The organism is Falsirhodobacter sp. alg1, assembly GCF_000739715.2.
In the GTDB taxonomy this organism is placed as follows: domain Bacteria; phylum Pseudomonadota; class Alphaproteobacteria; order Rhodobacterales; family Rhodobacteraceae; genus Falsirhodobacter.
On the sequence record NZ_BBJC02000002.1, the window covers coordinates 321,900 to 344,905 of the forward strand.

At 62.1% G+C, this 23,006-nt stretch carries 17 protein-coding genes; 4 read left to right on the forward strand and 13 right to left on the reverse strand.

The features are described 5' to 3' along the window. Positions 1-7 precede the first annotated feature (7 nt). From glmM to araD, 11 genes are all read right to left on the reverse strand, one after another. Entirely contained in the window at positions 8-1,348 is a 1,341-nt protein-coding gene (gene glmM / locus TR36_RS05770; protein ID WP_045389281.1) for a phosphoglucosamine mutase, read from the reverse strand. Then, positions 1,345-2,331 (reverse strand): dihydropteroate synthase, encoded by a 987-nt coding sequence (gene folP / locus TR36_RS05775; RefSeq protein ID WP_045389278.1) that lies wholly within the window; start codon positions 2,329-2,331, stop codon positions 1,345-1,347. The genes glmM and folP overlap by 4 nt, the downstream gene beginning before the upstream one ends. A gap of 35 nt (positions 2,332-2,366) precedes the next feature. After that, complete coding sequence (locus TR36_RS05780; RefSeq protein ID WP_045389275.1) at positions 2,367-3,137, reverse strand: dihydroneopterin aldolase; 771 nt, start codon at positions 3,135-3,137, stop codon at positions 2,367-2,369. A 58-nt stretch (positions 3,138-3,195) separates the two neighbouring features. Further along, positions 3,196-3,741 (reverse strand): cell wall hydrolase, encoded by a 546-nt coding sequence (locus TR36_RS05785; RefSeq protein ID WP_237763521.1) that lies wholly within the window; start codon positions 3,739-3,741, stop codon positions 3,196-3,198. A 165-nt stretch (positions 3,742-3,906) separates the two neighbouring features. Beyond that, positions 3,907-6,531: a putative PEP-binding protein gene (locus TR36_RS05790; RefSeq protein ID WP_237763522.1), complete on the reverse strand. Its 2,625-nt coding sequence runs from the start codon at positions 6,529-6,531 to the stop codon at positions 3,907-3,909. A 34-nt stretch (positions 6,532-6,565) separates the two neighbouring features. After that, positions 6,566-8,686: a glycine--tRNA ligase subunit beta gene (gene glyS, locus TR36_RS05795; protein WP_045389272.1), complete on the reverse strand. Its 2,121-nt coding sequence runs from the start codon at positions 8,684-8,686 to the stop codon at positions 6,566-6,568. A 13-nt stretch (positions 8,687-8,699) separates the two neighbouring features. Beyond that, entirely contained in the window at positions 8,700-9,614 is a 915-nt protein-coding gene (locus TR36_RS05800) for a glycine--tRNA ligase subunit alpha (protein WP_062762638.1), read from the reverse strand. Positions 9,615-9,674: 60 nt separating this feature from the next. Further along, the gene (locus TR36_RS05805) at positions 9,675-11,123 is read right to left on the reverse strand and encodes a TrkH family potassium uptake protein (protein ID WP_062762640.1); all 1,449 of its coding nucleotides are present in this window, start codon (positions 11,121-11,123) and stop codon (positions 9,675-9,677) included. A 39-nt stretch (positions 11,124-11,162) separates the two neighbouring features. Continuing rightward, positions 11,163-12,233, reverse strand: a complete 1,071-nt coding sequence (gene folE2 / locus TR36_RS05810; protein WP_045389970.1) for a GTP cyclohydrolase FolE2 — start codon at positions 12,231-12,233, stop codon at positions 11,163-11,165. A gap of 61 nt (positions 12,234-12,294) precedes the next feature. After that, on the reverse strand, positions 12,295-13,476 hold the full coding sequence (gene metZ / locus TR36_RS05815) for an O-succinylhomoserine sulfhydrylase (RefSeq protein ID WP_045389265.1): 1,182 nt from the start codon (positions 13,474-13,476) through the stop codon (positions 12,295-12,297). Positions 13,477-13,605: 129 nt separating this feature from the next. Beyond that, the gene (gene araD / locus TR36_RS05820; protein ID WP_062762644.1) at positions 13,606-15,351 is read right to left on the reverse strand and encodes an L-arabinonate dehydratase; all 1,746 of its coding nucleotides are present in this window, start codon (positions 15,349-15,351) and stop codon (positions 13,606-13,608) included. Between the two features lie 218 nt (positions 15,352-15,569). Here araD and TR36_RS05825 point away from each other — a divergent pair, with 218 nt between their 5' ends. Further along, entirely contained in the window at positions 15,570-16,511 is a 942-nt protein-coding gene (locus tag TR36_RS05825; RefSeq protein WP_045389262.1) for a LysR family transcriptional regulator, read from the forward strand. A gap of 35 nt (positions 16,512-16,546) precedes the next feature. Here the strand turns inward: TR36_RS05825 and TR36_RS05830 are convergent, their stop codons facing one another. Continuing rightward, the gene (locus tag TR36_RS05830) at positions 16,547-17,653 is read right to left on the reverse strand and encodes an NADH:flavin oxidoreductase (RefSeq protein WP_062762648.1); all 1,107 of its coding nucleotides are present in this window, start codon (positions 17,651-17,653) and stop codon (positions 16,547-16,549) included. Between the two features lie 150 nt (positions 17,654-17,803). Between TR36_RS05830 and TR36_RS05835 the strand changes: the two genes are divergently transcribed. Further along, positions 17,804-18,109, forward strand: coding sequence for a helix-turn-helix domain-containing protein (locus TR36_RS05835; protein ID WP_255357352.1), 306 nt, complete (start codon positions 17,804-17,806; stop codon positions 18,107-18,109). A gap of 27 nt (positions 18,110-18,136) precedes the next feature. On the opposite strand, the gene mobA is transcribed toward TR36_RS05835, so the two are convergent. Continuing rightward, a complete protein-coding gene (gene mobA / locus TR36_RS05840) occupies positions 18,137-18,739 on the reverse strand; it encodes a molybdenum cofactor guanylyltransferase MobA (protein ID WP_045389256.1) in 603 nt (200 codons plus the stop codon). Positions 18,740-18,819: 80 nt separating this feature from the next. Between mobA and TR36_RS05845 the strand changes: the two genes are divergently transcribed. Together TR36_RS05845 and TR36_RS05850 are read left to right on the forward strand one after the other, a co-directional pair. Beyond that, complete coding sequence (locus tag TR36_RS05845; RefSeq protein WP_045389253.1) at positions 18,820-19,329, forward strand: DUF2478 domain-containing protein; 510 nt, start codon at positions 18,820-18,822, stop codon at positions 19,327-19,329. 75 nt (positions 19,330-19,404) lie between these two features. After that, complete coding sequence (locus TR36_RS05850) at positions 19,405-22,857, forward strand: pyruvate carboxylase (protein ID WP_062762651.1); 3,453 nt, start codon at positions 19,405-19,407, stop codon at positions 22,855-22,857. Positions 22,858-23,006 lie beyond the last annotated feature (149 nt).

Here is a 23,006-nt window from a genome sequence, read left to right on the forward strand (position 1 = left end):
GGTTCCCCTACCCGGCCGCCTCCACTGCGGCGACGACATCATCCACCACCTGCGCCAGCAGGGCCGGATCCTCGGATTCAGCCATTACACGGATCAGGGGTTCGGTGCCCGATTTGCGGATCAACAAACGGCCAGACCCAACCAGCTTTGCCTCGGCCCCCGCAATTGCCGCTTGGACCCGCGTGTCCGACAACGGTTCCTGCCCGGCCCGATAGCGGACATTCTTCAGCATCTGCGGTACGGTTTCAAAGCTTTGCGTCAGATCGGACGCCGCCCGGCCCGACCGCGCCATTTCTGCCAGAAACTGCAGACCCGCCACCAGTCCATCGCCCGTGGTGGTATAATCGGTCATCACGATATGGCCTGACTGTTCGCCGCCAAGATTGAATCCGCCCGCGCGCATCCGCTCCACGACATATCGATCGCCTACGGGCGTCCGTTCCAGCCGCAGGCCCCGGCCTTCCAGAAACCGCTCCAGCCCGAGGTTCGACATGACCGTGGCCACCAAGGCACCTCCGGCCAACCGCCCTTCGTCGGCCCAACGGGCCGCCAACAGCGCCATGATCTGATCACCGTCGGCAACACGCCCGTTCTGATCCAGAATCATCATCCGGTCCGCATCCCCGTCCAGAGAAATGCCGACATCTGCACCATGCGCCACCACGGCCTCGGCCGCAGCATCAGGATTGGTCGAGCCGCAGCGCAGATTGATGTTCTTGCCGTTTGGCGAGGTGCCGACGGGAATGACATCGGCCCCCAACTCCCACAGCACCTCGGGGGCAGCACGATAGGCCGCACCGTTTGCACAGTCGATGACCACCTTCAGGCCGTCCAGCCGCAAACCCTGCGGGAAGGTCGTCTTGGCATATTCCTGATAGCGCCCGCGCCCGTCCTCGATCCGCCGGGCACGGCCGATATCGGCCGCATCCGCCAGTGGAATATCGGCCCCCAGCAACTCTTCTATCTCCGCCTCGGCCGCATCCGACAGTTTGAAACCGTCGGGGCCAAAGAACTTTATGCCATTGTCCTGATGCGGGTTATGGCTGGCAGAGATCATCACCCCCAGATCGGCCCGCATCGAGCGCGTCAGATATCCGACCGCCGGTGTGGGAACAGGCCCCAGAAGCAGCACATTCATCCCCATGGAAGTCAGGCCCGCCGTTAGCGCGTTTTCCAGCATATAACCAGAAAGCCGCGTATCCTTGCCAATCACCACACGCGGCAGAACGGATTTACGCTGGAAATACTTGCCTGCCGCCAACCCGAGGCGCAGCGCGATTTCGGCCGTCATCGGTGCCGTATTGGCGGTGCCGCGCACCCCGTCGGTGCCAAAAAGCTTGCGTGTCATTGCATCCCCCCGATCGTAGCTACTTGCCAAAGCCGCAGCGCCTGCCGCGTTTCGGCCACATCATGCACGCGCAGCACCTGAACGCCCTGCGCAACGCCGGCCAGGGCCAGCGCAACCGACCCCGGCATCCGTGCGGCAGGCACATCTGCCCCGCCGATCGTGCCGATGAACCGCTTTCTCGAAACGCCCAGCAATATCGGGCACCCTAAGCCGTGAAACAGCGCCAGCCCCCGGATCAGGGCCAGATTATGATCCTGCGTCTTGCCGAAACCGATGCCCGGATCAACAATGATCCGCCCCCGCGAAATGCCCGCAGCTTCGGCAACGGCAATACGTGCGGCCAGATGGTCATACACATCAAGCAGTACGTCGCCATAGCGCGGATCCCGCTGCATCGTTTCGGGCACACCCTGCGCATGCATCAGACAGACGGCAGCCCCCGTATCGGCAACTGCCGCCGCCATACCGGTATCATAGGTCATGGCAGAAACATCATTCACCAGATCGGCCCGCCCCGCCCGCGCCACCACTGCCTTGCGTGTATCCAGCGAGAGGGGGCCAATACCTTCGTCCCGCAGGGCCGCGATCAGCGGTGCAGTCCTGTCGATCTCTTCCGCGGCGGCCACATCGACAGCCCCGGGCCGCGTGCTTTCGCCGCCGATATCCAGAATGTCGGAAAACGGTGCGATGGCGCGCGCATGCTGCAACGGATCATGCGCACCGCCATCGGAAAAACTGTCGGGTGTGGCATTGACGATCCCCATGATCCGCGGGGCCGACCAATCCAGCCCGCAAATATCCGGGCGGGGTGCTGTCAGCCGCTTGCGCATATCATCAGGCAGGTCAGAGGCCGCAACGACAACAGGCGCGGCAGTCCGCGACAATACTTCCACACGGTCAAACCAGCACCAGCCACCTGCCAGCGGCAAGGCGTTCATCGGGCGGGCAGCATCCGTCATCGCAATAGGGCGGTAATATTCCATTACGGTGTTCTACAGATGCAGTGCGGCGTGACAAGTCAGCCCTGACGCACCGCAATGCGGCTTTCCGCCGACAATGTGTCGAATGCCGTGATCGTCCCGACGCCGAATTGCCCGGCCAGCCACAATAAAAGAGCCTCGGGCTTCATGCTGGCAGGCGGTTGGGCCGCATCCAGCACCATGCGTGACGGCGCCCAGACAACGGCCTGCCCCTGACGCACGGCCCAATCTATTTCGGTCCGTGATGCCCCGACCGCCACATCTTCGTGCGTATCAGCCAGTTTCCAGGCCGCCATGTCCATGGCCAGCAGATCAAGCCGGTCCTGAACACGCTGTGCCGAGGGGGCGGAGGCTGCAATCACATTCAACGCGCCGCGGACCGGCGACTTGCCCGACGCGCCCAACCAGACAAGGTGCGGCGTGGCAGCTGTCTGCATCTGCTGTGGGGAAATCGCATTACTGCCGGCCTGCCGGACGATCCGAACCCCCAGAACGAAAGGTCCGCGATCCAGCTTCTCGATCTCTATCTGGACCCGATGGGCCTGCCTATGCGCCAGAATGCGCGCAGCCACGCCTTCGGCCAATGTTTCCAGCAGGTTGACACGGGCCGAAGCCAGCTCGTCGGTGATCGCCTCCACAATCCGGTCGTACGACAGGATCCTGTCCACATTATCGCCCGCCGCCACGGCCAGAACCTCCACCTCAACGGCAAAACGCAGACGTTGCGACAGATGACGTTCTATTTCAAACGCGCCGATCTCTACATCGACCACGTGATCCCGAAGGAAGATGATATCACTGGCAATCATGGCACGACCCTTATCCGCGGCTTGGTGGAATTGCGCGGAACGGCACGCCGCGCAACATTTACTCGCGGTAGAACAGATGTTCACCAATTGTAACCGTATGCGGCAGTTTGCTGGCCCAATTCGGGTTCACAGCCGAGGTATGGAAGTGCGTTGCACCCAATGTCAGCGTGCGGGGACCGTCATCCAGCATGATTTCCGCAATCTTCTCCAGCTCATCATAGACGCGTGTGTTGTTGATTGTTTCAGGTTTCCCGTCGCAGGCAAAGGAAAACTGGCAACCGGAGCTGCTTGCGCCCTGCATCACCACATCACAGACTGAATCAGGGTAGCTGGTGGCATCAACCCGGTTCAGGATCACCTCGGCCACGGCAAACTGCCCCTTGATGGATTCGCCCCGCGCCTCAAAATAAAGCGCTTCTGCCAGGCAGGCCGCCTGCTCGTTATCCACCGGCGCCGGTTTTTGCGCGTCGATCCAGCTTGCCTCGTAACGGATCAGGGGCAACGCATCGCGCAGGGTCGGTGCCTTTGGCGCATGGCTGGCGGGGGGTGCAGTATAGGATGCAAGGTACAAACCCGCCTGTGGTGCCGTAGGAAAGATCCGCATACCGGGATCAGCCCAAGACATTCCCGACATTGCGAAATACCCTGCGAGACACCCCAGTCCCAAACCAATTTTCAGCATGACATCCGTTCCGCTTTTTCCAACGTCGTGCGGTCGGGACACCCTTTTCAGCCCTGATCCACACGAAAGCCGGCGTATCTAACGGATTTATATGGCGGAGTCCAGCACAGGCTCCTGACCCACGGCAGGGTCCGGCCTGCAGCGCCGCAATTCGCCTGTTCGCCAGTCACGTTCACCCACCGGCGTCTGCCTTTCGCGCAGGGCAAGATGGGCCGCAGCCAAACGTGCCATCGGCACGCGGAATGGCGAACAGGAAATGTAGTTGAACCCCGCCTTGCGGCAGAATGCGATGGATTCGGGATCCCCCCCATGCTCGCCGCAAAGCGCCAGCGTCAGATCCGGGCGTGTGGATCTGCCCCGTTCCGCCCCGATCAGCAACAGCTCTCCCACGCCCTCGGTATCCAGCACGTGAAAGGGGTCCTCGGGGAAAACCTGGCTTTGGATATACGCCCCCATGAAACGCCCGGAATCGTCGCGGGACAAACCATAGGTCATTTGTGTCAGATCATTGGTTCCGAACGATAAAAATGCCGCATTCGCCGTCAGTTCGGCCGCGCGCAGCGCCGCGCGCGGGGTTTCGACCATCACGCCCAAGCGATAATCGAAGGCCCCGCCCCGATGCGTCCGCACCGCCGAAGCGATCGCGTCCAGACGCGTCCGGACCAGTTCCACCTCCCGCCGTGCAGAAACCAGCGGGATCATGATTTCGGGCACGATCTCTATGCCCAAGGCGGCGCAGTCCAATGTTGCCTCGAAAATTGCGCGGGCCTGCATTTCATAGATTTCGGGCCAGGCGATCCCCAGGCGCACGCCACGCATCCCCAGCATCGGGTTGAACTCCGACAGCGCCTCGGCCCGGCGGATGATATCGGACAGCGGGCGATCCAATGCTTCGGCCAGCTCGCGCAATCCTTCACGGGTCTGGGGCAAAAATTCGTGAAGAGGCGGATCAAGCAGCCGGATACAGACGGGCCGCCCCGCCATGATCTGGAAAAGACGCACGAAATCGGCCCGCTGCATGGGCAACAGCCGTGCCAGTACCGCCGCCCGGTCGGGGGGGGTATCGGCAAAGATCATCTCCCGCATCACGGTCAGGCGGCCTTCGTCAAAGAACATATGTTCGGTCCGGCATAGGCCGATGCCTTCGGCATCGAACTTATGCGCGATCTCGGCATCCGACGGTGTATCGGCATTGGCCCGCACACCGATATCCCGCGCGGCATCGGCCCAATCCAGCAGCGTCCGGAACTCACCATCCAGCGAGGGGGCCTGCATCGGCAGGGCGCCAACCAGCGCCTCCCCCGACGAACCATCCAGTGTGATCAGATCCCCTTCGCGCAGCACCCGCCCCGAGGGAAGCGTCAGGGTTCCCTCACGCACGTCGATCCGCATATCTCCGGCTCCGACCACGCAGGGTACCCCCAATCCGCGGGCAATTACGGCCGCATGGCTGGTAACGCCGCCCCGCTCGGTCAGCACGCCAGCCGCGGAATGCATGCCACGCACGTCCTCGGGCGAGGTTTCGCGCCGCACCAGAATAGACGGCTCTCCGCGCGCCACGAAGGTCTGCGCGGCAAGAGAGCTTAGCGCAACACGACCCGCCGCGGCCCCCGGGGATGCCGGAATGCCGCGCAGAATGGGATCGCGCACTGCATTTGGATCGACCTGCGGGTGCAGTACCTCCGACAGGGCACGTGGTTCGATCCGCAGCAGCGCCTCCTGACGCGGGATGATGCCATCCTCGACCAAGGCCACGGCAATCCGTACGGCAGCCCGCGCCGTACGCTGCACCTTGACGGCATCCAGCACCGAAAGCGCGCCGTTCTCGACGGTAAATTCGATCTGCATCTCCTCTCGCAGGTGGCTGCGACAGCGCGCACCATGCCGCAACAGGTCGGCGAACACCTGCGGATTGGCATCCTCCAGCGCAGGACCTCGCGGATCGCGGGTCAGGAACAACGCCTTTTCCTCGCGCAGCGCCGTTCGTCCCTGCGCCTGATTCCGGTAGCGGCCGGTAATACGCGGCTCTCCGGTGGTGCCACTGACAAACTGGATCGCGCCGGTGCCCGACAGGCCCTGTCCGATGCCCTGCGCCATTTTTTGCACCAGAAGGCCCAGGCCCGCCCCCTCGGGCGCCCCCTTTGCCTGACGCAGCAGCCGGGCCGTGGTTCCCTCCCATGCCCGCGCCATGGAGCGCAGCACATCGGTCAACTGACGGGCGGGGTCTTCGGGAAACGGTTCGTCCGTCTCTTCACGATAGGCACGCAGCGCTTCGCCCAGATCCGTACCGTCAAACATGTCGGGATCAAGACGGGCCACATGGATGGCGTAGGATTGAACGAACCGCAGATACAGACGGTCCGCAGCCTCGGCCCCGTGGCTCTGGACCAGTTCGGCATGTCTGCGGCTGTTGATCCCGACATTCAGCACCGTGGCCGGCCCGCCCCATTCCGGGTTTTCGGCACTGGGCCGAACAGACACCAACGGGGCATCCCCGAATTGTGCCAGAACGATGCTGCTGTCGAAGGGCTGCCCCTGCGCAATCTGCCTGACGGTGGTGATGGGCAGCGCCACCGTCAGGGGAACCGGAATATCCAGCCGGATCAAGCGCTGCAGGCATTTTGCCCGCCAGCCGTGGGTGCTGGCAGAAATGGTTTCGGTCGGGGTGATCTGCGCGATGCTTGATACGGTCATGACACGCAGGATAACCATGCCCGCCGCCCGCGCAATGGGCGACGGGCACGGATCATTCGGCGATACGCGACAGATCGGCCACCCGCATGCAGGCTGCACGGATCCGGTGCAGCAGGTTCAGACGGTTCCGGCGCAACACCTGATTGTCCACGTTGACCTGAACGGCGGTAAAGAACGCATCCGTCGGGGCGCGAAGATCGGCCAGAGCCGCCATTGCCGCCCCGAAATCCTCGGCCTGCAACGCGGGATCAATACGGGCCTCGGCATCGTCCAGTGCCGCGAACAGGGCACGTTCCGTGTCATCCTCGGCGAATTTGGCATCTGCGCCAAAGGAATATTCGACGCCATCCTTTGCTTCGGCCTGCCCCACGATATTGTTCGCGCGACGGAAGCCCTGCAGCAGGTTCGTTCCATCCTCGGTCGTCAGGAATGCCTGCAATGCAGAAGCGCGTTTGACCAGCAGCACCAGATCGTCATTGCCGGGCATTGCCAGACAGGCATCGATCACATCGTGGCGGACCCCCTGATCGCGCAGGTATACCTTCAGCCGGTCATGGAAGAACGACACGAGGTTGTCGGAAACCTCTTCTGTCAAACCGGCGGGCAAAGCGGTCCGCAACGGCAGGCGCGCATCATTGGCCAGCATCAGGCGTGTCACGCCCAATGCGGCCCGGCGCAGGGCAAAGGGATCCTTCGAGCCGGTCGGCTTCTCGTCAATCGACCAGAACCCTGCCAGCGTATCCAGCTTGTCCGCCAGCGCCACGGCCACCGAAACCGGAGCCGAGGGCACATCATCGGACGGGCCAAGCGGCGAGTAATGTTCCTGCGACGCGGCCGCCACCGCCTCGGGCAAGCCGGCAGCCGTTGCATAATAACGGCCCATCAGCCCCTGAAGTTCGGGAAATTCGCCGACCATGGCCGATTGCAGATCCGCCTTGGCAATCCGGGCCGCTTGCGCCGCCTGATCAGGATCGGCCCCAAGGGCGGGCGCCAGATCACGGGCCAGAGCCGCAATGCGGGCAACACGGTCGGCCTGGCTGCCCAACTTGTTATGGAAGGTCACCTGCGACAGCCCTTCGGCCATCCCTTCCAGCCCCTTATCGGCAACCGCCCGCAGATCGTTGTCCCAGAAGAACTTTGCATCCGACAGGCGCGCCGACAGCACCTTCAGGTTGCCCTTCAGAATTGTTGCCCCGTCATCAGCGGTCGTGCGGTTGGCCACGGTCACGAATTGCTCGATCCGGCCGGTCGCCGCATTCTTCACCGAAAAGAACTTCTGGTGTTCCCGCATGGAGGTCTGCAGCACCTCGGGCGGCAAGCCGAGAAACGTATCTTCGATCGCGCCCATCAGCACCACCGGCCATTCGACCAGCCCGGCCACCTCGGTCAGCAAGGCGGCATCCGGCACCACCTCTAGCCCCACGGCAAAGGCGGCGGTGGTGGCGTCATGCCAGATGATCGCCTCGCGTTCTGCCGCGTCCAGCACGACATGTGCCCGCTTCAGCTTGGCGGCGTAATCGTCGAACCCGTGCACGGCAAAGCGTCCGGGGGCCATGAAACGGTGCCCTTCGGTGGTATTGCCCGACGTCAGGTGATCCACGGCCAGCGGCACCACTTCCGATCCAGCCTCTGTGGTCAACTGGCACAGGATCGAATGAAGGGGGCGGACCCAACGCAGGGCCCCCGTGCCCCAACGCATGGATTTCGGCCAGGGGAAGGTGCGGATTGCACGCTCCACGACCTCGGCAATGATTTCCGGCGCGGGGCGGCCCGGTTTGGTCAGCGTCGCGAACAACAACTGCCCTTTCTTGTCATCCCGGACAGTGATCGTCACACCACCTAGATGCACATGCGCCCCCGAAGGCTGTCCTGCCAGCGCCATAACGGGTGCCGCATCCTCGATCCCCAGACCGCGCAGAAAGCCGGCCAGCGCCTGCTGGGGGGCATCGGCCTTGGGGCCCTTGCGCTCTTCACGGGTGGTGGGCGATTCCGCGGTCAGATCCTCGATCGCCAGCACCAGCCGGCGCGGCGTGGAAAACGCCCCGGCCGAGGCATAGGTCAATCCAGCCTCCACCAGCCCATCCGTGACCAGCTTGCGCAGGTCCTCACGGGCGCGGGCCTGCATACGGGCAGGAATTTCTTCGGAGAAAAGTTCAAGCAACAGATCGGGCATATCTTTTTCCCCCTCAGTTCGCAGCGTCGGTGGTGACAAAGGCATCGGCACAGCGTTTGGCCAGCGCACGTACCCGCCCGATGTAGGCCTGCCGTTCCGTCACCGAGATGACGCCACGCGCATCCATCAGATTGAACAGATGGCTGGCCTTGATACATTGATCGTAGGCAGGCTGCGCCATGATGATACGGCGCCCGGCGCCATCGGTTTCAGGGGCATCCAGTGTGCGGTTGCACTCCGCCTCGGCATCCATGAAATGCTGCAGCAGCGTTGCCGTATCCGCCTGATCGAAATTCCAGCGGCTGTATTCCCGTTCCGTCTGCAGGAACACATCACCATAGGTCAGCGGGATCGGGCTGTCAGGATCGTTGAACGGCATGTCCATCACATGATCCACGCCCAGCACATACATGGCCAGACGCTCCAAGCCATAAGTCAGCTCGCCCGATACGGGTTTGCAGTCATGTCCGCCGACCTGCTGGAAATAGGTGAACTGGCTTACTTCCATCCCGTCGCACCACACCTCCCAGCCAAGGCCCCAGGCGCCCAGAGTCGGGCTTTCCCAGTCATCCTCGACAAAGCGGATGTCATGCAGATCCATATCCACACCGATGGCCTGCAGCGAGCCCAGATACAGGGATTGCAGATCGGGCGGCGACGGTTTCAGGATGACCTGATACTGGTAATAATGCTGCAAGCGGTTGGGGTTTTCCCCATACCGCCCGTCGGTTGGCCGGCGCGATGGCTGAACGTAGGCAGCAGCCCAAGGACGCGACCCCAAGGAGCGCAGCGTCGTGGCGGGGTGGAACGTTCCGGCCCCCACCTCCATGTCATAAGGTTGAAGGACTGCGCAGCCTTTACCGGCCCAATAGGTCATCAGACGCAGAATGATTTCCTGAAAGCTGCGCGGTGCGGCGGTTGCGGTCATTGGCGGCCCTTTCCCAAAGCAGCCTCTCCATAGGCCCGCATCGCGCAGGGGTCAATCGCCCTACCCGCGCCAGAACCGCGGCATGAACAGGACAAATACGCTGAGCAGTTCCAGCCGGCCCAGAAGCATGCCGAAAATCATGATCCATTTGGCAGCCAGCGGAAAGGCCGTAAGGGCCCCGGTCGAGGCGACGCCGCCGCCGAACACCGGCCCGACATTGGCAATCGAGGTCCATGCGGCCGTGACAGAGGCGCGGACGTCAAGCCCCGTCAGGGACAGCAGAACCACAAGCACCCCGAAGCTGAGCAGGAACATCGTGAACAGCAGAATAACCGAATCGATCACGTCACGGCCCACCACCTGCCCGTCATAGCGCACCGAGATTACGGCATTGGGGGAATGCAGACGCTTCATCTGCACCTTGATCGCCTCGATCAGGATCAGATAGCGGAATACCTTGATCGAACACCCCGTGGAGGAGGTGCAGCCCCCGATGAACCCGACGATGATCAGGATCAGGAAGGGAAAGGTGCCCCATTGGGACAGATCCACACTGGTGAATCCGGTCCCCGAAAATGCCGAAGCCACGTTGAAAACCGTTTCGCGGATCGAAACGGCTACGGGCGCATCCTCTACCCAGACATCATAGATGACGATGGCGATGATGGCATACAGGTTCCAGCGCAAATAGGCACGCACCTGCAGATCGCGCCAGATCGGCCGGTAATGGCCGTGCATGATCTGGACGTAGCGGATGAACGGCAGCGTGGCCAGCAGCATGAACACTGTTGCCGCATATTCCAGATTGCCGGAAAACGCCCCGAAAGAAGCGTCATGCGATGAAAACCCGCCCGTTGATACGGTGGATAACGCATGGATCAGCGCATCCTCTCCCGACATGCCAAGCGCGTTGAACACAAGCGCGCAAGCCACCGTCATCGCGACATAAATCTGGATCAGCGCCTTGGAGATATCCAAGGCACGCGGCATGACCTTGCCAAGGGTATCGAACCCTTCGGATTTGAAGAACTGCATCCCCCCGACCTTCATGACCGGCAGGAACAACATTGCCACGATCACGATCCCCAGACCGCCCAGCCAGTGCAGGATCACACGCCAGAGGTTGATACCGATGGGCAGATCGTCCAGCCCGATGAACATGGTGGCGCCGGTCGTGGTCATGCCGGAAACCGCCTCGAACATGGCATCGGTCATATTGGCATTCGTGGCGCCGATGATGAACGGCAGCGCCCCGAACAGCGGCAATGCCACCCAGACGCCCACCGTCAGCAGGAACACCTGTTGCAGGGTCAGGTTCTTGCGCGTGGCATTGGCACAGGCAAGGGACACCATAGCCCCGCTGATCGATGTGATCATCGACGACTGGACAAAGACCGGCCACTGGCCGTTCCCCTCCATCGCATCAAACAACGCAGGCACCAGCATCGTCACCCCCAGAAAGGTGACAAGCAGGCCGATCACATATCCAACAGGGCGCAGGTCAATCATTTGCAGGAGCGTTGGCTGCGCAGGCTGGCAGTGTCAAGATCAACCGACGTGGAACAGGGTGCCGAACAGTTTCGGATCAAGGCTTTCCTGCGCAAAGGTCTTGCCCTCGGTCAGCACCGAAACAGCATCATGCGAGTGCAGCGACTCCTGATGGCTGGCCACCACGCGGAAATCGCCGATCCGCGGATCATCCTGCAAGGCGGCGCAGAAGGACCGTGCGGCATCCTCCACGAAAATCGGGTTGGCGGCATTCAATTCGGCAAAGGCCTGTTCATCCTCGCGCTTGACCATCACCTGCGTTTCCGTCGGGACGGCGCTGCGCGCGATCTCGATCAGATCCTCGAACCACAGGCGGTCCGGCCCCATCATCTGCACCGACAACCGTGCAACCGATCGTTGGGAATGCGGGGTCGCCAGTTGCGACCGTGTCTGGCGGGCATGTTCCGACAGTTCCAGCGAACACGGGCAAGTGGAGGAATAGACGTAATCCAGGTGGATCATCTTTTTCCGCTCTCCGGCAACATCGACCAGCTCCAGCGCCACGTCGTAATACTGCCACCCTTCCAGCCCCGAACGGAGCGATCTGATTTTCACGGGAAAGGAGAACCGCATCTGGATGCGTGCGTCAAAGCTGTCCAGATCCCGTTTGTAATCATCCAGCGCATGTTCGATCACCTCGATCGAGAAATCACGCTCGGCATGAACATAGAATGACCGCATGATGCGGCTCATGTTGATGCCCTTCTTTTCCGCCTCAAGGCTGACCGTGCCCGTGACCGAGGTTTCAAGCACTACCTCGCCCCCGGTCTTCAGCCGGTAACGGATGGGCAAACGGAAATTGGAAATGCCCACATGCTGGATGATGGCCTTTGCCCCCACGATCAGGCTGGAGGGGCCATTCTGCAGGTCGGGCAGGCTTTCACGATAGGCGGCATCTGCCGAGAAGCCTACGGGATAGGCACGGCTCAGTTCCGGATAGGCCCGAAGGATGGCCGGAAGCTGCAGGGCCGCAAGGTCGCCCTCGGTGGCCTGGGCCGTGAACTGGCGCAGCACGGCAATGGCCTCTTCAGCTTCCTGACGTGTCGGTTTCATATCCGGGCGAATGTTCATGATGTTCCCCTTCAGGGTGGTTCGCGGGCAATATATAAACCGCCCGCGCATCATTCCCAAGTCAGATTGCGTCGAGCGCGTTGCGGATATCTGCGATCAGATCATCGGCATCTTCAAGCCCTATCGAAAGGCGGATCAGACCGGGGCTGATCCCCAGAATAGCCTTCTGTTCATCGGGCAAACGCTGGTGTGTCGTGGTCGCAGGGTGGGTAGCGATAGATTTAGCATCCCCGAGATTATTCGACATTTTAATTATTTTCAGTCCGTTCAGGAAGCGGAAAGCCGCCTCTTTGCCCGCGGCCAGTTCGAACGCGATCATCGTGCCGCCTTCGGACATCTGCGCCTTGGCAATGGCCTGTTGCGGATGGTCATCCATGAAGGGGTGGACAACCTTGCCCAGCCGCGCATCATCTTTCAGGGCCTGCGCCACCTTCCATGCACTGGCTGCCATCGCGGTACACCGCAGGTCCAGTGTCGCCATGCCGTTCAGCATGATCCAGGCGTTGAACGGGCTCATGGAGCCGCCGGTGTGCTTCATGTAAGGCTCAAGCGTTCCGCGGATGAAATCCTCGGTGCCCAGCACCACACCGCCCAGCGCACGCCCCTGCCCATCGATATGCTTGGTGGTGGAATAGATCACCACATCCGCACCGAGGCTGACCACATCCGAGAACATCGGTGTGGCAAAGACGTTGTCCACCATGACCAGCGCGCCTGCCGCATGGGCGATGTCTGCCACCGCCTTCACGTCGATCACTTCCAGCGTAGGGTTGGAAACGGTCTCGAAGAACACGGCCTTGGTGCCCGGCGTCACAGCCGCGCGCCATGCATCGATATCGGTGCCGTCAACCAGCACGACCTCTACGCCAAAGCGGCCAAGGATCCCTTCAAGGATATACAGGCAGGACCCGAACAGCGCACGGGCGGCAACGATCCTGTCCCCCGCCTTGCAGACAGACATCAGCGCGCCGTTTACTGCCGCCATTCCGGAGGCCGTTGCAAAGGCGTCTTCGGTCCCTTCGATTGCGGCAATGCGCTCTTCGAACATGCGGGTCGTCGGGTTGCCGTAGCGGGCATAGATGAACTCGTCACCCTCGATGCCGACAAAGCGCTTTTCGGCCTGTTCGGCCGTGTCATAGACAAAGCCTTGGGTCAGGAAAATCGCTTCGGCCATTTCGCCATACTGGCTACGGCGGCTTCCGGTGTGAACCAGCTTTGTGCGGGGCTTCCAATCCTTGGACATCGGTGTTCCTTTCGGGTTCTGCGCGCTGGCTTAGGCCTGCCATCCAGCCCCGTCAAGCCGCGTGGCCTGTGAATACTCCCCACAAGACGCATGCGTGACTGCCCGGACCGCGGCAGGCCACGACTGCCCTTAATGGCTGTCCCGCCCCACGGCCGATCCCCGGCAGCCACGCAGGAAATCGAAGTCCGCGCCGGTATCCGCCCCTTCGACATGCGCGTGGAAGATATGGGCGTACCCCCCCTCCGGCACAGGTGCGCGGGAACGGAAATCTGCCAGACGTTCCGCAAGCTCCGTATCGGAGATATCCAGATGCAGGCGACGGGCCTCGACATCCACCTCGATCATATCCCCGCTTCGCACCACGGCCAGCGGTCCGCCGACGGCAGCTTCGGGCGATGTGTGCAGGATGACCGTGCCATAGGCCGTGCCCGACATGCGGGCATCGGAAATGCGGACCATGTCGGTAATTCCCTTGCGCAGCACCTTGGGGGGCAGCCCCATGTTCCCCACCTCGGCCATGCCCGGATAGCCTTTGGGGCCACAGTTCTTCAGGACCATGACACAGGTTTCGTCTATATCCAGCGCCTCGTCATTGATCCGTGCCTTGTAGTCGTCAATATCCTCGAACACGACGGCCCGCCCCCTGTGCCGCAAAAGATGCGGGCTTGCGGCTGATGGTTTGATCACCGCCCCCTTCGGCGCAAGGTTCCCCTTGAGAACGGCAATCCCGCCATGCGAGGCCAAGGCCTGTTCCACCGGGCGGATAACGTCCTCATTGTGGTTCTGGACATCCTTCACCTGATCCCATGCGGTCTGGCCCGACACCGTCAGCGCATCCTTGTGCAGCAACCCCGCCTCTCCCAACCGCCTGATCACGACGGGCAGGCCACCGGCATAGAAGAATTCTTCCATCAGGTATTTCCCCGAGGGCATGAGATTGACAATCGTCGGCACCTCCCGGCCAAGCCTGTCCCAATCATCCAGCGTGATGTCGATGCCCACCCGACCGGCGATGGCCAGCAGGTGAATGACGGCATTCGTCGATCCCCCGATCGCGCCATTGGTACGGATGGCATTCTCAAAGGCCTGACGGGTCATGATGTCCGAGGGTTTCAGATCATCCTTGACCATCTGCACGATCCGCCGGCCCGAAACCTGCGCCATGGCGCGGCGGCGGCTGTCCACGGCAGGAATTGCCGCATTGCCGGACAGCGCCATGCCCAGCGCCTCGGCCATGCTGGCCATCGTACTGGCCGTTCCCATCGTATTGCACGATCCGGGGCTGCGGCTCATCGAGGCTTCGGCCTCCAGAAATTCCGCCTGGGTCATCTCACCCGCCTTTACCGCTTCGGAGAACTTCCACAAATGGGTTCCGGACCCGACCCGCTCTCCGCGGAAATAGCCGTTCAGCATCGGACCGCCCGTCACGACGATGGAAGGGATATCGCAACTGGCGGCCCCCATCATCAGGCTGGGCGTGGTCTTGTCACAGCCGACCAGCAGCACGCAGCCATCCATCGGCTGCCCGCGGATCACCTCCTCTACCGCCATGGCCGCCAGATTGCGGTACATCATTGCCGTGGGGCGAAAGCTGGATTCCGCAGCAGAAAAGACCGGAACCTCTACCGGAAAGCCCCCGGCTTCGTAGATACCGTGCTTCACCCGTTCGGCCAGATCACGCAGATGGGCGTTGCACGGCGTCAGTTCCGACCATGTGTTGAGGATACCGATCACCGGACGCCCATCGAATACATCCCCGGGGAACCCTTGGTTCTTCATCCAGCTGCGATGGTAGATGTGATCGCGTGATGTGCCGCCGAACCATTCCTGCGACCGCAGCTTACGTGGCCATTCCTTCGGAACGAATCCCGTCATTTGAAACTCCCGCCCTTTTTTACCGGAAGTCGCCACCAAACCCCGTACGTCCCTTGGGCATGACCTCATGATCATACCGGAAACGTCATATCACGGCGCAGGGTCGGCCTCCCGAAGCACGCCAACCCTCCCCGGCTGGCGGTTGCAGGAAACACCAAAGCTTGTGCCTGCTGCAAATTACATTGATGGTGATCCATATACCAAAACGGGTAACCCAAATGTTCGATGCAACGCTCAACCTGAAATTGACGCATTTCCGGCTGATTTCTGCGGTGGCCGAACATGGGCAGTTACAGCTTGCCGCCTCGACGCTGGCAATCACCCAGCCTGCTGCTTCCCGGATGCTGGGAGAAATAGAGCGGATTGTCGGCCTGCCGTTATTTGATCGCAATCCACGCGGCATGGTCCCGACCGAAATGGGGCGTATTCTGGTCCATCGTGCTCAGGCAATGACGGTGGGAATGCAGGATCTGACGCGCGAGGTGCAGGATCTGCGGCACGGGCGCGGCGGCAGCCTGCGTGTCGGCTCTGTGACCGGGCCCGCCGTGGGATGTCTGGTTCCCGCCCTGCGCAAGCTGAAGGCCAACGCCCCGGATGTGCAGGTGGCAATAGAGGTTGCTCCCTCGGCCCGTCTGGTTCAGGGGCTTCTGGGCGGCGAGTTCGATTTCATCATCAGCCGCCTTCCCCCCGACATGTCCCGCGCGGATTTTGCGATGCACGCAGCGGGGGTGGAAGTCGTCAAATTCCTTGCCCATCGTGACCACCCGCTCGCGGGTGCAAAAAAAGTACCGCTGACGGCGCTGGGCGGCTATGAGTGGATCATTCAGGATCAGGGCAGTCCCATCCGCCAGGCGGTGGAGGAGGAGTTGGCCCGTATCGGGGCTTTGCGTCCACCGGGCGTGGTTACCACCAGCTCCCTCATCCTGATGCTGGCACTTTTGGGCGGCTCCACCGCCGTTGCCCCTATGGCCGAAGAAGTCGCAACCTTAGTCGACACCACCACGGATAATGGCCGCTACACGGTCCTGAATGTGGAGGGGGCTATCGTCCTGCCGCATTATTACATCATCGAGGCGCAGGGGCGCATGCTGTCAGCGGTTGCGCAACGGCTCAGGACGCTTGTGATGGCGGAATTGGCAGAGACATATGCAATAGAATGATCGGGGCCGCCAATCCGGCGACCCCGCAAGGTTTCTCAGACCAGATCCTGCAGATCCGATGCCGAAAAATCTTCCAGCTTGTCCATCTGGCCCTGATGGACCCGCTGGACCCAGTCGGGGTTGGAGATCATCGCACGACCAACCGCGATCAGGTCGAATTCGTCCCGCTCCATCCGGCCCGTCAGATTGTCCAACGGGGTCGATTTGGAGCTTTCGCCCGCGAATGCCCCCATGAAATCGGAGCTTAGCCCGACCGAGCCCACACTGATCGTGGTGGCCCCCGTCAGTTTCTTTGCCCAACCGGCAAAGTTCAGGCCCTCGGCCCCGTCCAGCTCGGGGAATTCGGCTTCCCAGAAGCGGCGTTGCGAACAGTGCAGAACATCCGCACCCGCCTCGACCAGCGGCAACAGCCAGTCGGTCATCTCGTCCGGTGTATTGGCGAGGCGTGATGTGTAATCCTGCTGCTTCCATTGGCTGACACGCAGGATCAACGGGAAATCGGGACCAACGGCCTTGCGGATCTCGCGCATGACTTCGGCGGCAAAGCGCGAGCGGTCACGGATTGTCTCACCCCCATAGGCATCTTCGCGCAGGTTCGTCGCCGACCAGAAGAACTGGTCGATCAGATAGCCGTGCGCGCCATGCACTTCGACAGTATCGAACCCGAGGTTCTTGGCATCAGCCGCCGCGCGGGCAAAGGCGGCAACGGTATCAGCGATGTTTTCCTCGGTCATGGCCACACCGCGCGGATCCCCCGGGCCGACCAGCCCGGACGGGCTTTCGACCGGTGCATCCGGCTCCCAATCTCCACTGCGGGTGGAGCCTGTGTGCCAGATCTGCGGACCGATGCGGCCACCTGCCTCATGCACGGCCTTGGCCACGTCGGCCCAGCCATCCAGGGCCTGCGGGCCGTGGAAAAATGGAATACCCGGCAGGTTGCGCGATGCAGGGCGGTCGATCACGGTTCCTTCGGTCAGGATCAGCCCGACCTCTCCCACAGCGCGGCGGCGGTAATATTCGGCGTTGGCAGGACCGGGAACCCCGCCGGTCGCCATTCCACGTGTCATCGGCGCCATGACGATCCGGTTTTTCAGATCCAGACCCTTCAGGGAAAACGGCCGGAATAAAGCGTCAACGCTCATAACAATCTCCAATAATGTCGGGCATGCAGGTATATGTTGAATACCAAGTGTCAATAAGATACCTGCACATCACTAGGTTACCGGAGAGATACCCTGAACACCGCCTGCGCCTTTCATGTCGATTGCCCGTCCCGCGTTCTGTTCGACCAGATCGCCGACAAATGGTCGATGATGGTGCTGACAGTGCTGGATGGTGCCCCTGCCCGGTTCAACGAACTGAAACGGCAGCTTCAGGGTATCTCCCAGAAATCGCTTTCGATGACATTAAGGCGGCTGGAACGTAACGGTCTTGTGACCCGCAAAGTGCTGATGGGAACGCCGGTAGGGGTCGAATATACCCTCAGCCCCCTGGGTGCCACCTTGCTGGAACCGATGCGCGCGCTTTACCGCTGGACCTACGAGAAGATGGACGAGGTAGAGGCCGCCCGCGCCGCTTTTGATGCCATCGCCGCCTGAAGAAGTCTCCGCGGATCATGCTGACGGTCAGGCACCTTCTGCCCCGCGTCTGGCCATATCCCGGGCCGTATCGAGATCGGCCGGATGGTTGATGTTGAAAAAGGCATCATCCTGCGCGAACAGTACCGGCACTGCCCCGCATAGGGCTGCAAAGCCCGAGACGCGCCGCCCCCCCGCCTGCAGAAAGGCCCTTAGTGCAGCCTCCTGGTCCACCGGCCACAGCGCAAAGGTCGGATGCGGCCCGCGCGGGCTGGTTGCAAGCGCCGCCTGCCCCGCCGCAGCCAGACGCACTACCAGATCCTGCGGAAAAAATGGCGTATCAACGGCAGCGGTCACAAGGAAATCAGCGCCTTCGGCACGTGCATGAATCATTCCGGCCAGAACGCCCGCCAGCGGTCCTGCATAACCCCCCACCGCATCGGGTAGGACCGGCAGCCCACCATCTGCGAAACGGGCCGGATCGCCGTTGCCGCTGATCGCCATGCCCCGCACCTGCGGCCCCAGACGGGCCACTGCCCGCAACAGCAGCGTCGCATTCCCCAGCCGAAGCAGCGCCTTGTCCTGCCCGCCCATGCGCCGTGACTGGCCACCCGCAAGGATCAACCCATATACACTTTCTGGATCCGTCATCATCCCTCCGGTCGATGCCACATCAACATTCCGGCGGTTAAAACGGTTTCCTGCGGATCACGTCAATGCCGGGTGCCTGAATGTCCATTGCCTATATCACCTCTGCCCTTCGTGGCGAAAACGACCGTGTGCTGCGCGAAACGGCAACGCGGTTCATGGCAGAGGGCCTGCGCCTGTCCGGCGCGGTGGAAACCGATCGCACAACGGACGCGGGGCGCATTTGCGACATGCAGCTGCATGTGCTGCCCGATGGGCCGGTCATCCCCATTTCCCAGCCATTGGGGGCCGATGCCCGCGGATGCCGCCTTGATCCCGGTGCGCTGGAGTCGGCAGTTGCCGCCGTGGAGGCCACCCTGCACGCCGGAACCGATCTGCTGATCATCAACAAGTTCGGCAAGCATGAACTGGACGGGCGCGGCTTCTGCCAGACCATCGCCCAAGCGCTGGAGCTGGGGGTACCTGTCCTTCTGGGCCTGAATGCGGCAAACCTGGCACCCTTTCAGGCATGGGTCGGCGGAATGGCAAAGGCGCTGCCCCCCGATCCGGATGCCGTGAACATATGGTTCCGGGGCCTGCGAAACGCCCCCTGATTTGCGGGATTGCAAGACCGGATACATCCCGACATTCTGACCGGTGGCACAGATGCGTTATCGGGGGGATCCGGCATGAAACCGTTCAATAAAATTCTTGTTGCGAACAGGGGTGAGATTGCCATCCGCATCATGCGGGCCGCAAACGAGATGGGCAAGAAAACGGTTGCCGTCTATGCCGAGGAAGACAAGCTCAGCCTTCACCGCTTCAAATCCGATGAGGCCTATCTGATCGGGGAAGGCCTGTCGCCCGTGGGCGCGTATCTGAGCATCCCCGAAATCATCCGCGTGGCCACGATGGCGGGGGCGGATGCGATCCACCCCGGATACGGCCTCCTGTCCGAAAACCCGGATTTCGTGGACGCCTGTACGGCTGCCGGAATCACGTTCATCGGGCCCAAGGCCGCGACCATGCGCGCTCTGGGCGACAAGGCCAGCGCCCGCCATGTGGCGATCGAGGCGGGCGTTCCTGTCGTGCCGGCAACCGACGTGCTGGGTGACGATTGGGATGCCATCAAGAAAGAGGCGGCAGAGATCGGCTATCCCCTGATGCTCAAGGCATCATGGGGGGGCGGCGGGCGCGGGATGCGCCCGATCCACGGCCCCGAGGAACTGATCGAGAAGGTGCGGGAAGGACGGCGCGAGGCCGAGGCCGCTTTCGGCAATGGCGAAGGCTATCTGGAAAAGATGGTCCAGCGCGCCCGCCACGTCGAGGTGCAGATTCTGGGCGACAGCCAGGGTTCCATCTATCACCTGTACGAACGCGACTGCACCGTACAGCGCCGCAACCAGAAGGTGGTGGAACGGGCGCCCGCCCCCTATCTGACGGATGCCCAACGCGCCGAGGTGTGCGAGCTGGGCCGCCGCATCTGTGCCCATGTTGGCTATGAATGTGCCGGCACGGTTGAGTTCCTGATGGATATGGAAAGCGGCAGCTTCTATTTCATCGAGGTGAACCCCCGCGTGCAGGTGGAACATACCGTTACCGAAGAGGTGACGGGTATCGACATCGTACAGGCCCAGATCCGCATTGCCGAAGGGGCGACACTGGCCGAGGCCACAGGAGCCGCCTCTCAGGACGATATCCACCTGTCGGGCCACGCCGTGCAGTGCCGCGTCACCACCGAAGATCCGCAGAACAGCTTCATTCCAGATTACGGCCGGATCACCGCCTACCGCTCGGCCACCGGCATGGGCATCCGGCTGGACGGCGGCACGGTATATCCGGGCTCTATCGTCACCCGCCATTTCGACTCGCTTCTGGTCAAGGTCACCGCATGGGCACAGACGCCCGAGGCGGCAATTGCCCGCATGGACCGGGCACTGCGCGAATTCCGCATCCGCGGGGTTTCCACCAACATTGCCTTTGTCATCAACCTGCTGAAGCATCCGACGTTCCTGTCGAATACCTATACCACCCGCTTTATCGACACGACGCCTGCCCTGTTCGATTTCCCGCGCGCCAAGGACAGCGCCACGAACCTGCTGACCTATATCGCGGACATTACGGTGAACGGGCACCCCGAAACCGTTGGCCGTCCGAAGCCGCCTGCCCGCGCCCGCGCACCCCGCCCCCCCGAACCGATTAGCAAACCTGTGGCGGGCACCCGCAACCTGCTGGAAGAAAAAGGACCCAAGGCCGTTGCCGACTGGATGCTGGCCCAGCCTCGCCTGTTGATCACCGACACCACGATGCGCGACGGCCACCAATCGCTGTTGGCCACACGCATGCGTTCCATCGATATGGTGCGCGCGGCCCCCGCCTATGCCGCCAACATGGGCGGACTGTTCAGCGTTGAATGCTGGGGCGGCGCCACATTCGATGTGGCCTACCGTTTTCTGCAAGAGGATCCGTGGCAGCGCCTGCGCGACATCCGCGCCGGAATGCCCAACATCATGACGCAGATGCTGCTGCGCTCCTCCAACGGCGTGGGATATACCAATTACCCCGACAATGTCGTCCAGAGCTTCATCGCGCAGGCGGCCACATCGGGCGTGGATCTGTTCCGCGTCTTCGACAGCCTGAACTGGGTAGAGAACATGCGCGTCGCGATGGATGCCGTGGTCGAGGCAGGCAAGATCTGCGAAGGAACCCTATGCTACACCGGTGATCTGCTGGACCCCGATCGTGCCAAGTATGATCTGGCCTATTACGTGGGGCTGGCCAAGGAATTGCGGGATGCCGGTGCCCATGTGCTGGGCGTGAAGGATATGGCCGGCGTGCTGAAGCCTGCGGCGGCCCGCGTCCTGATCGGCGCGCTGAAGAACGAGGTCGGCCTGCCGGTCCATTTCCACACCCATGACACCAGTGGACTGGGCGGGGCCACGATCCTTGCCGCCGCCGAGGCGGGTGTGGATGTCGTCGATGCTGCGATGGATGCATTTGCAGGCGGAACATCCCAGCCCGCGCTCGGCTCCATTGTCGAGGCGCTGCGCCACACGGAACGGGATACCGGCCTGTCGGTAGAATCGATCCGCGCAATGTCCAACTATTGGGAAGGGGTCCGGCAGGGATACGCCGCCTTTGAATCCGGCCTGCAGGCGCCCGCGTCCGAGGTCTATCTGCACGAGATGCCGGGGGGGCAGTTCACCAACCTCAAGGCACAGGCCCGCTCCATGGGGTTGGAGGACCGCTGGCACGAGGTGGCTTTTGCCTATGCCGAAGCGAACCGCATGTTCGGTGATATCGTCAAGGTTACCCCCTCGTCCAAGGTGGTGGGGGATATGGCCCTGATGATGGTGGCACAGGGGCTGACCCGCGAGCAGGTGGAGGATCCGGCGGTGGAGGTCAGCTTCCCGGATTCCGTGGTCGACATGCTAAAGGGCAATCTGGGCCAGCCCCATGGCGGCTGGCCTGAACCGATCCTGAAAAAGGCGTTGAAGGGTGTAATCCCGGACGGCACCCGCCCCGGTGCACGAATGGCCCCCGTCGATCTGGAGGCAGAGCGTGCCGCTCTTGCGGCATCCATCGGCACCGAGGACGAACCCTTCGTTCCCACGGATGAGGACCTGCAGGCGCATCTGATGTACCCGAAGGTCTTTGCCGATTACGCGCGCCGCAACCGTACATACGGCCCTGTGCGTCTGCTGCCGACGCAGGTGTTCTTCTATGGGATGGAGGCCGGTGATGACGTGTCCGTCGAGATGGAAGCCGGCAAGACGCTGGAAATCAGCCTTCAGACGGTGGGAGAGATGACCGAGGACGGTCAGGTTCGCGTATTCTTCGAACTGAACGGCCAGCCACGGGTCATCAAGGTTCCGAACCGCGCCGCCAGCGGCACCAGCGCCGCGCGTCCAAAGGCGGATCCGGCGAATGCCAACCACATCGGCGCGCCCATGCCCGGTGCGATTGCAGCCCTCGGGGTTACTGTCGGGGCGACGGTCCAACCCGGTGATCTGCTGCTGACGATCGAGGCGATGAAGATGGAAACAGCCATCCACGCCGATCGCAAGGCGGTGGTAAAGGCAATCCATGTGACCCCCGGTGCCCAGATCGACGCCAAGGATTTGCTGATCGAACTGGAATGAGCAAGCTACGGGGCCGCAGAATACCACCTTCGGCCCCCACCCCCGCAGCGCCTCAGAAAACCTCGTGAAAATTGATGCGGTTGTGGAACCAAACCACCCCTGCCAACGCTATTACACCGAAGGCGGGCACCATCTACGACCGCCACAAA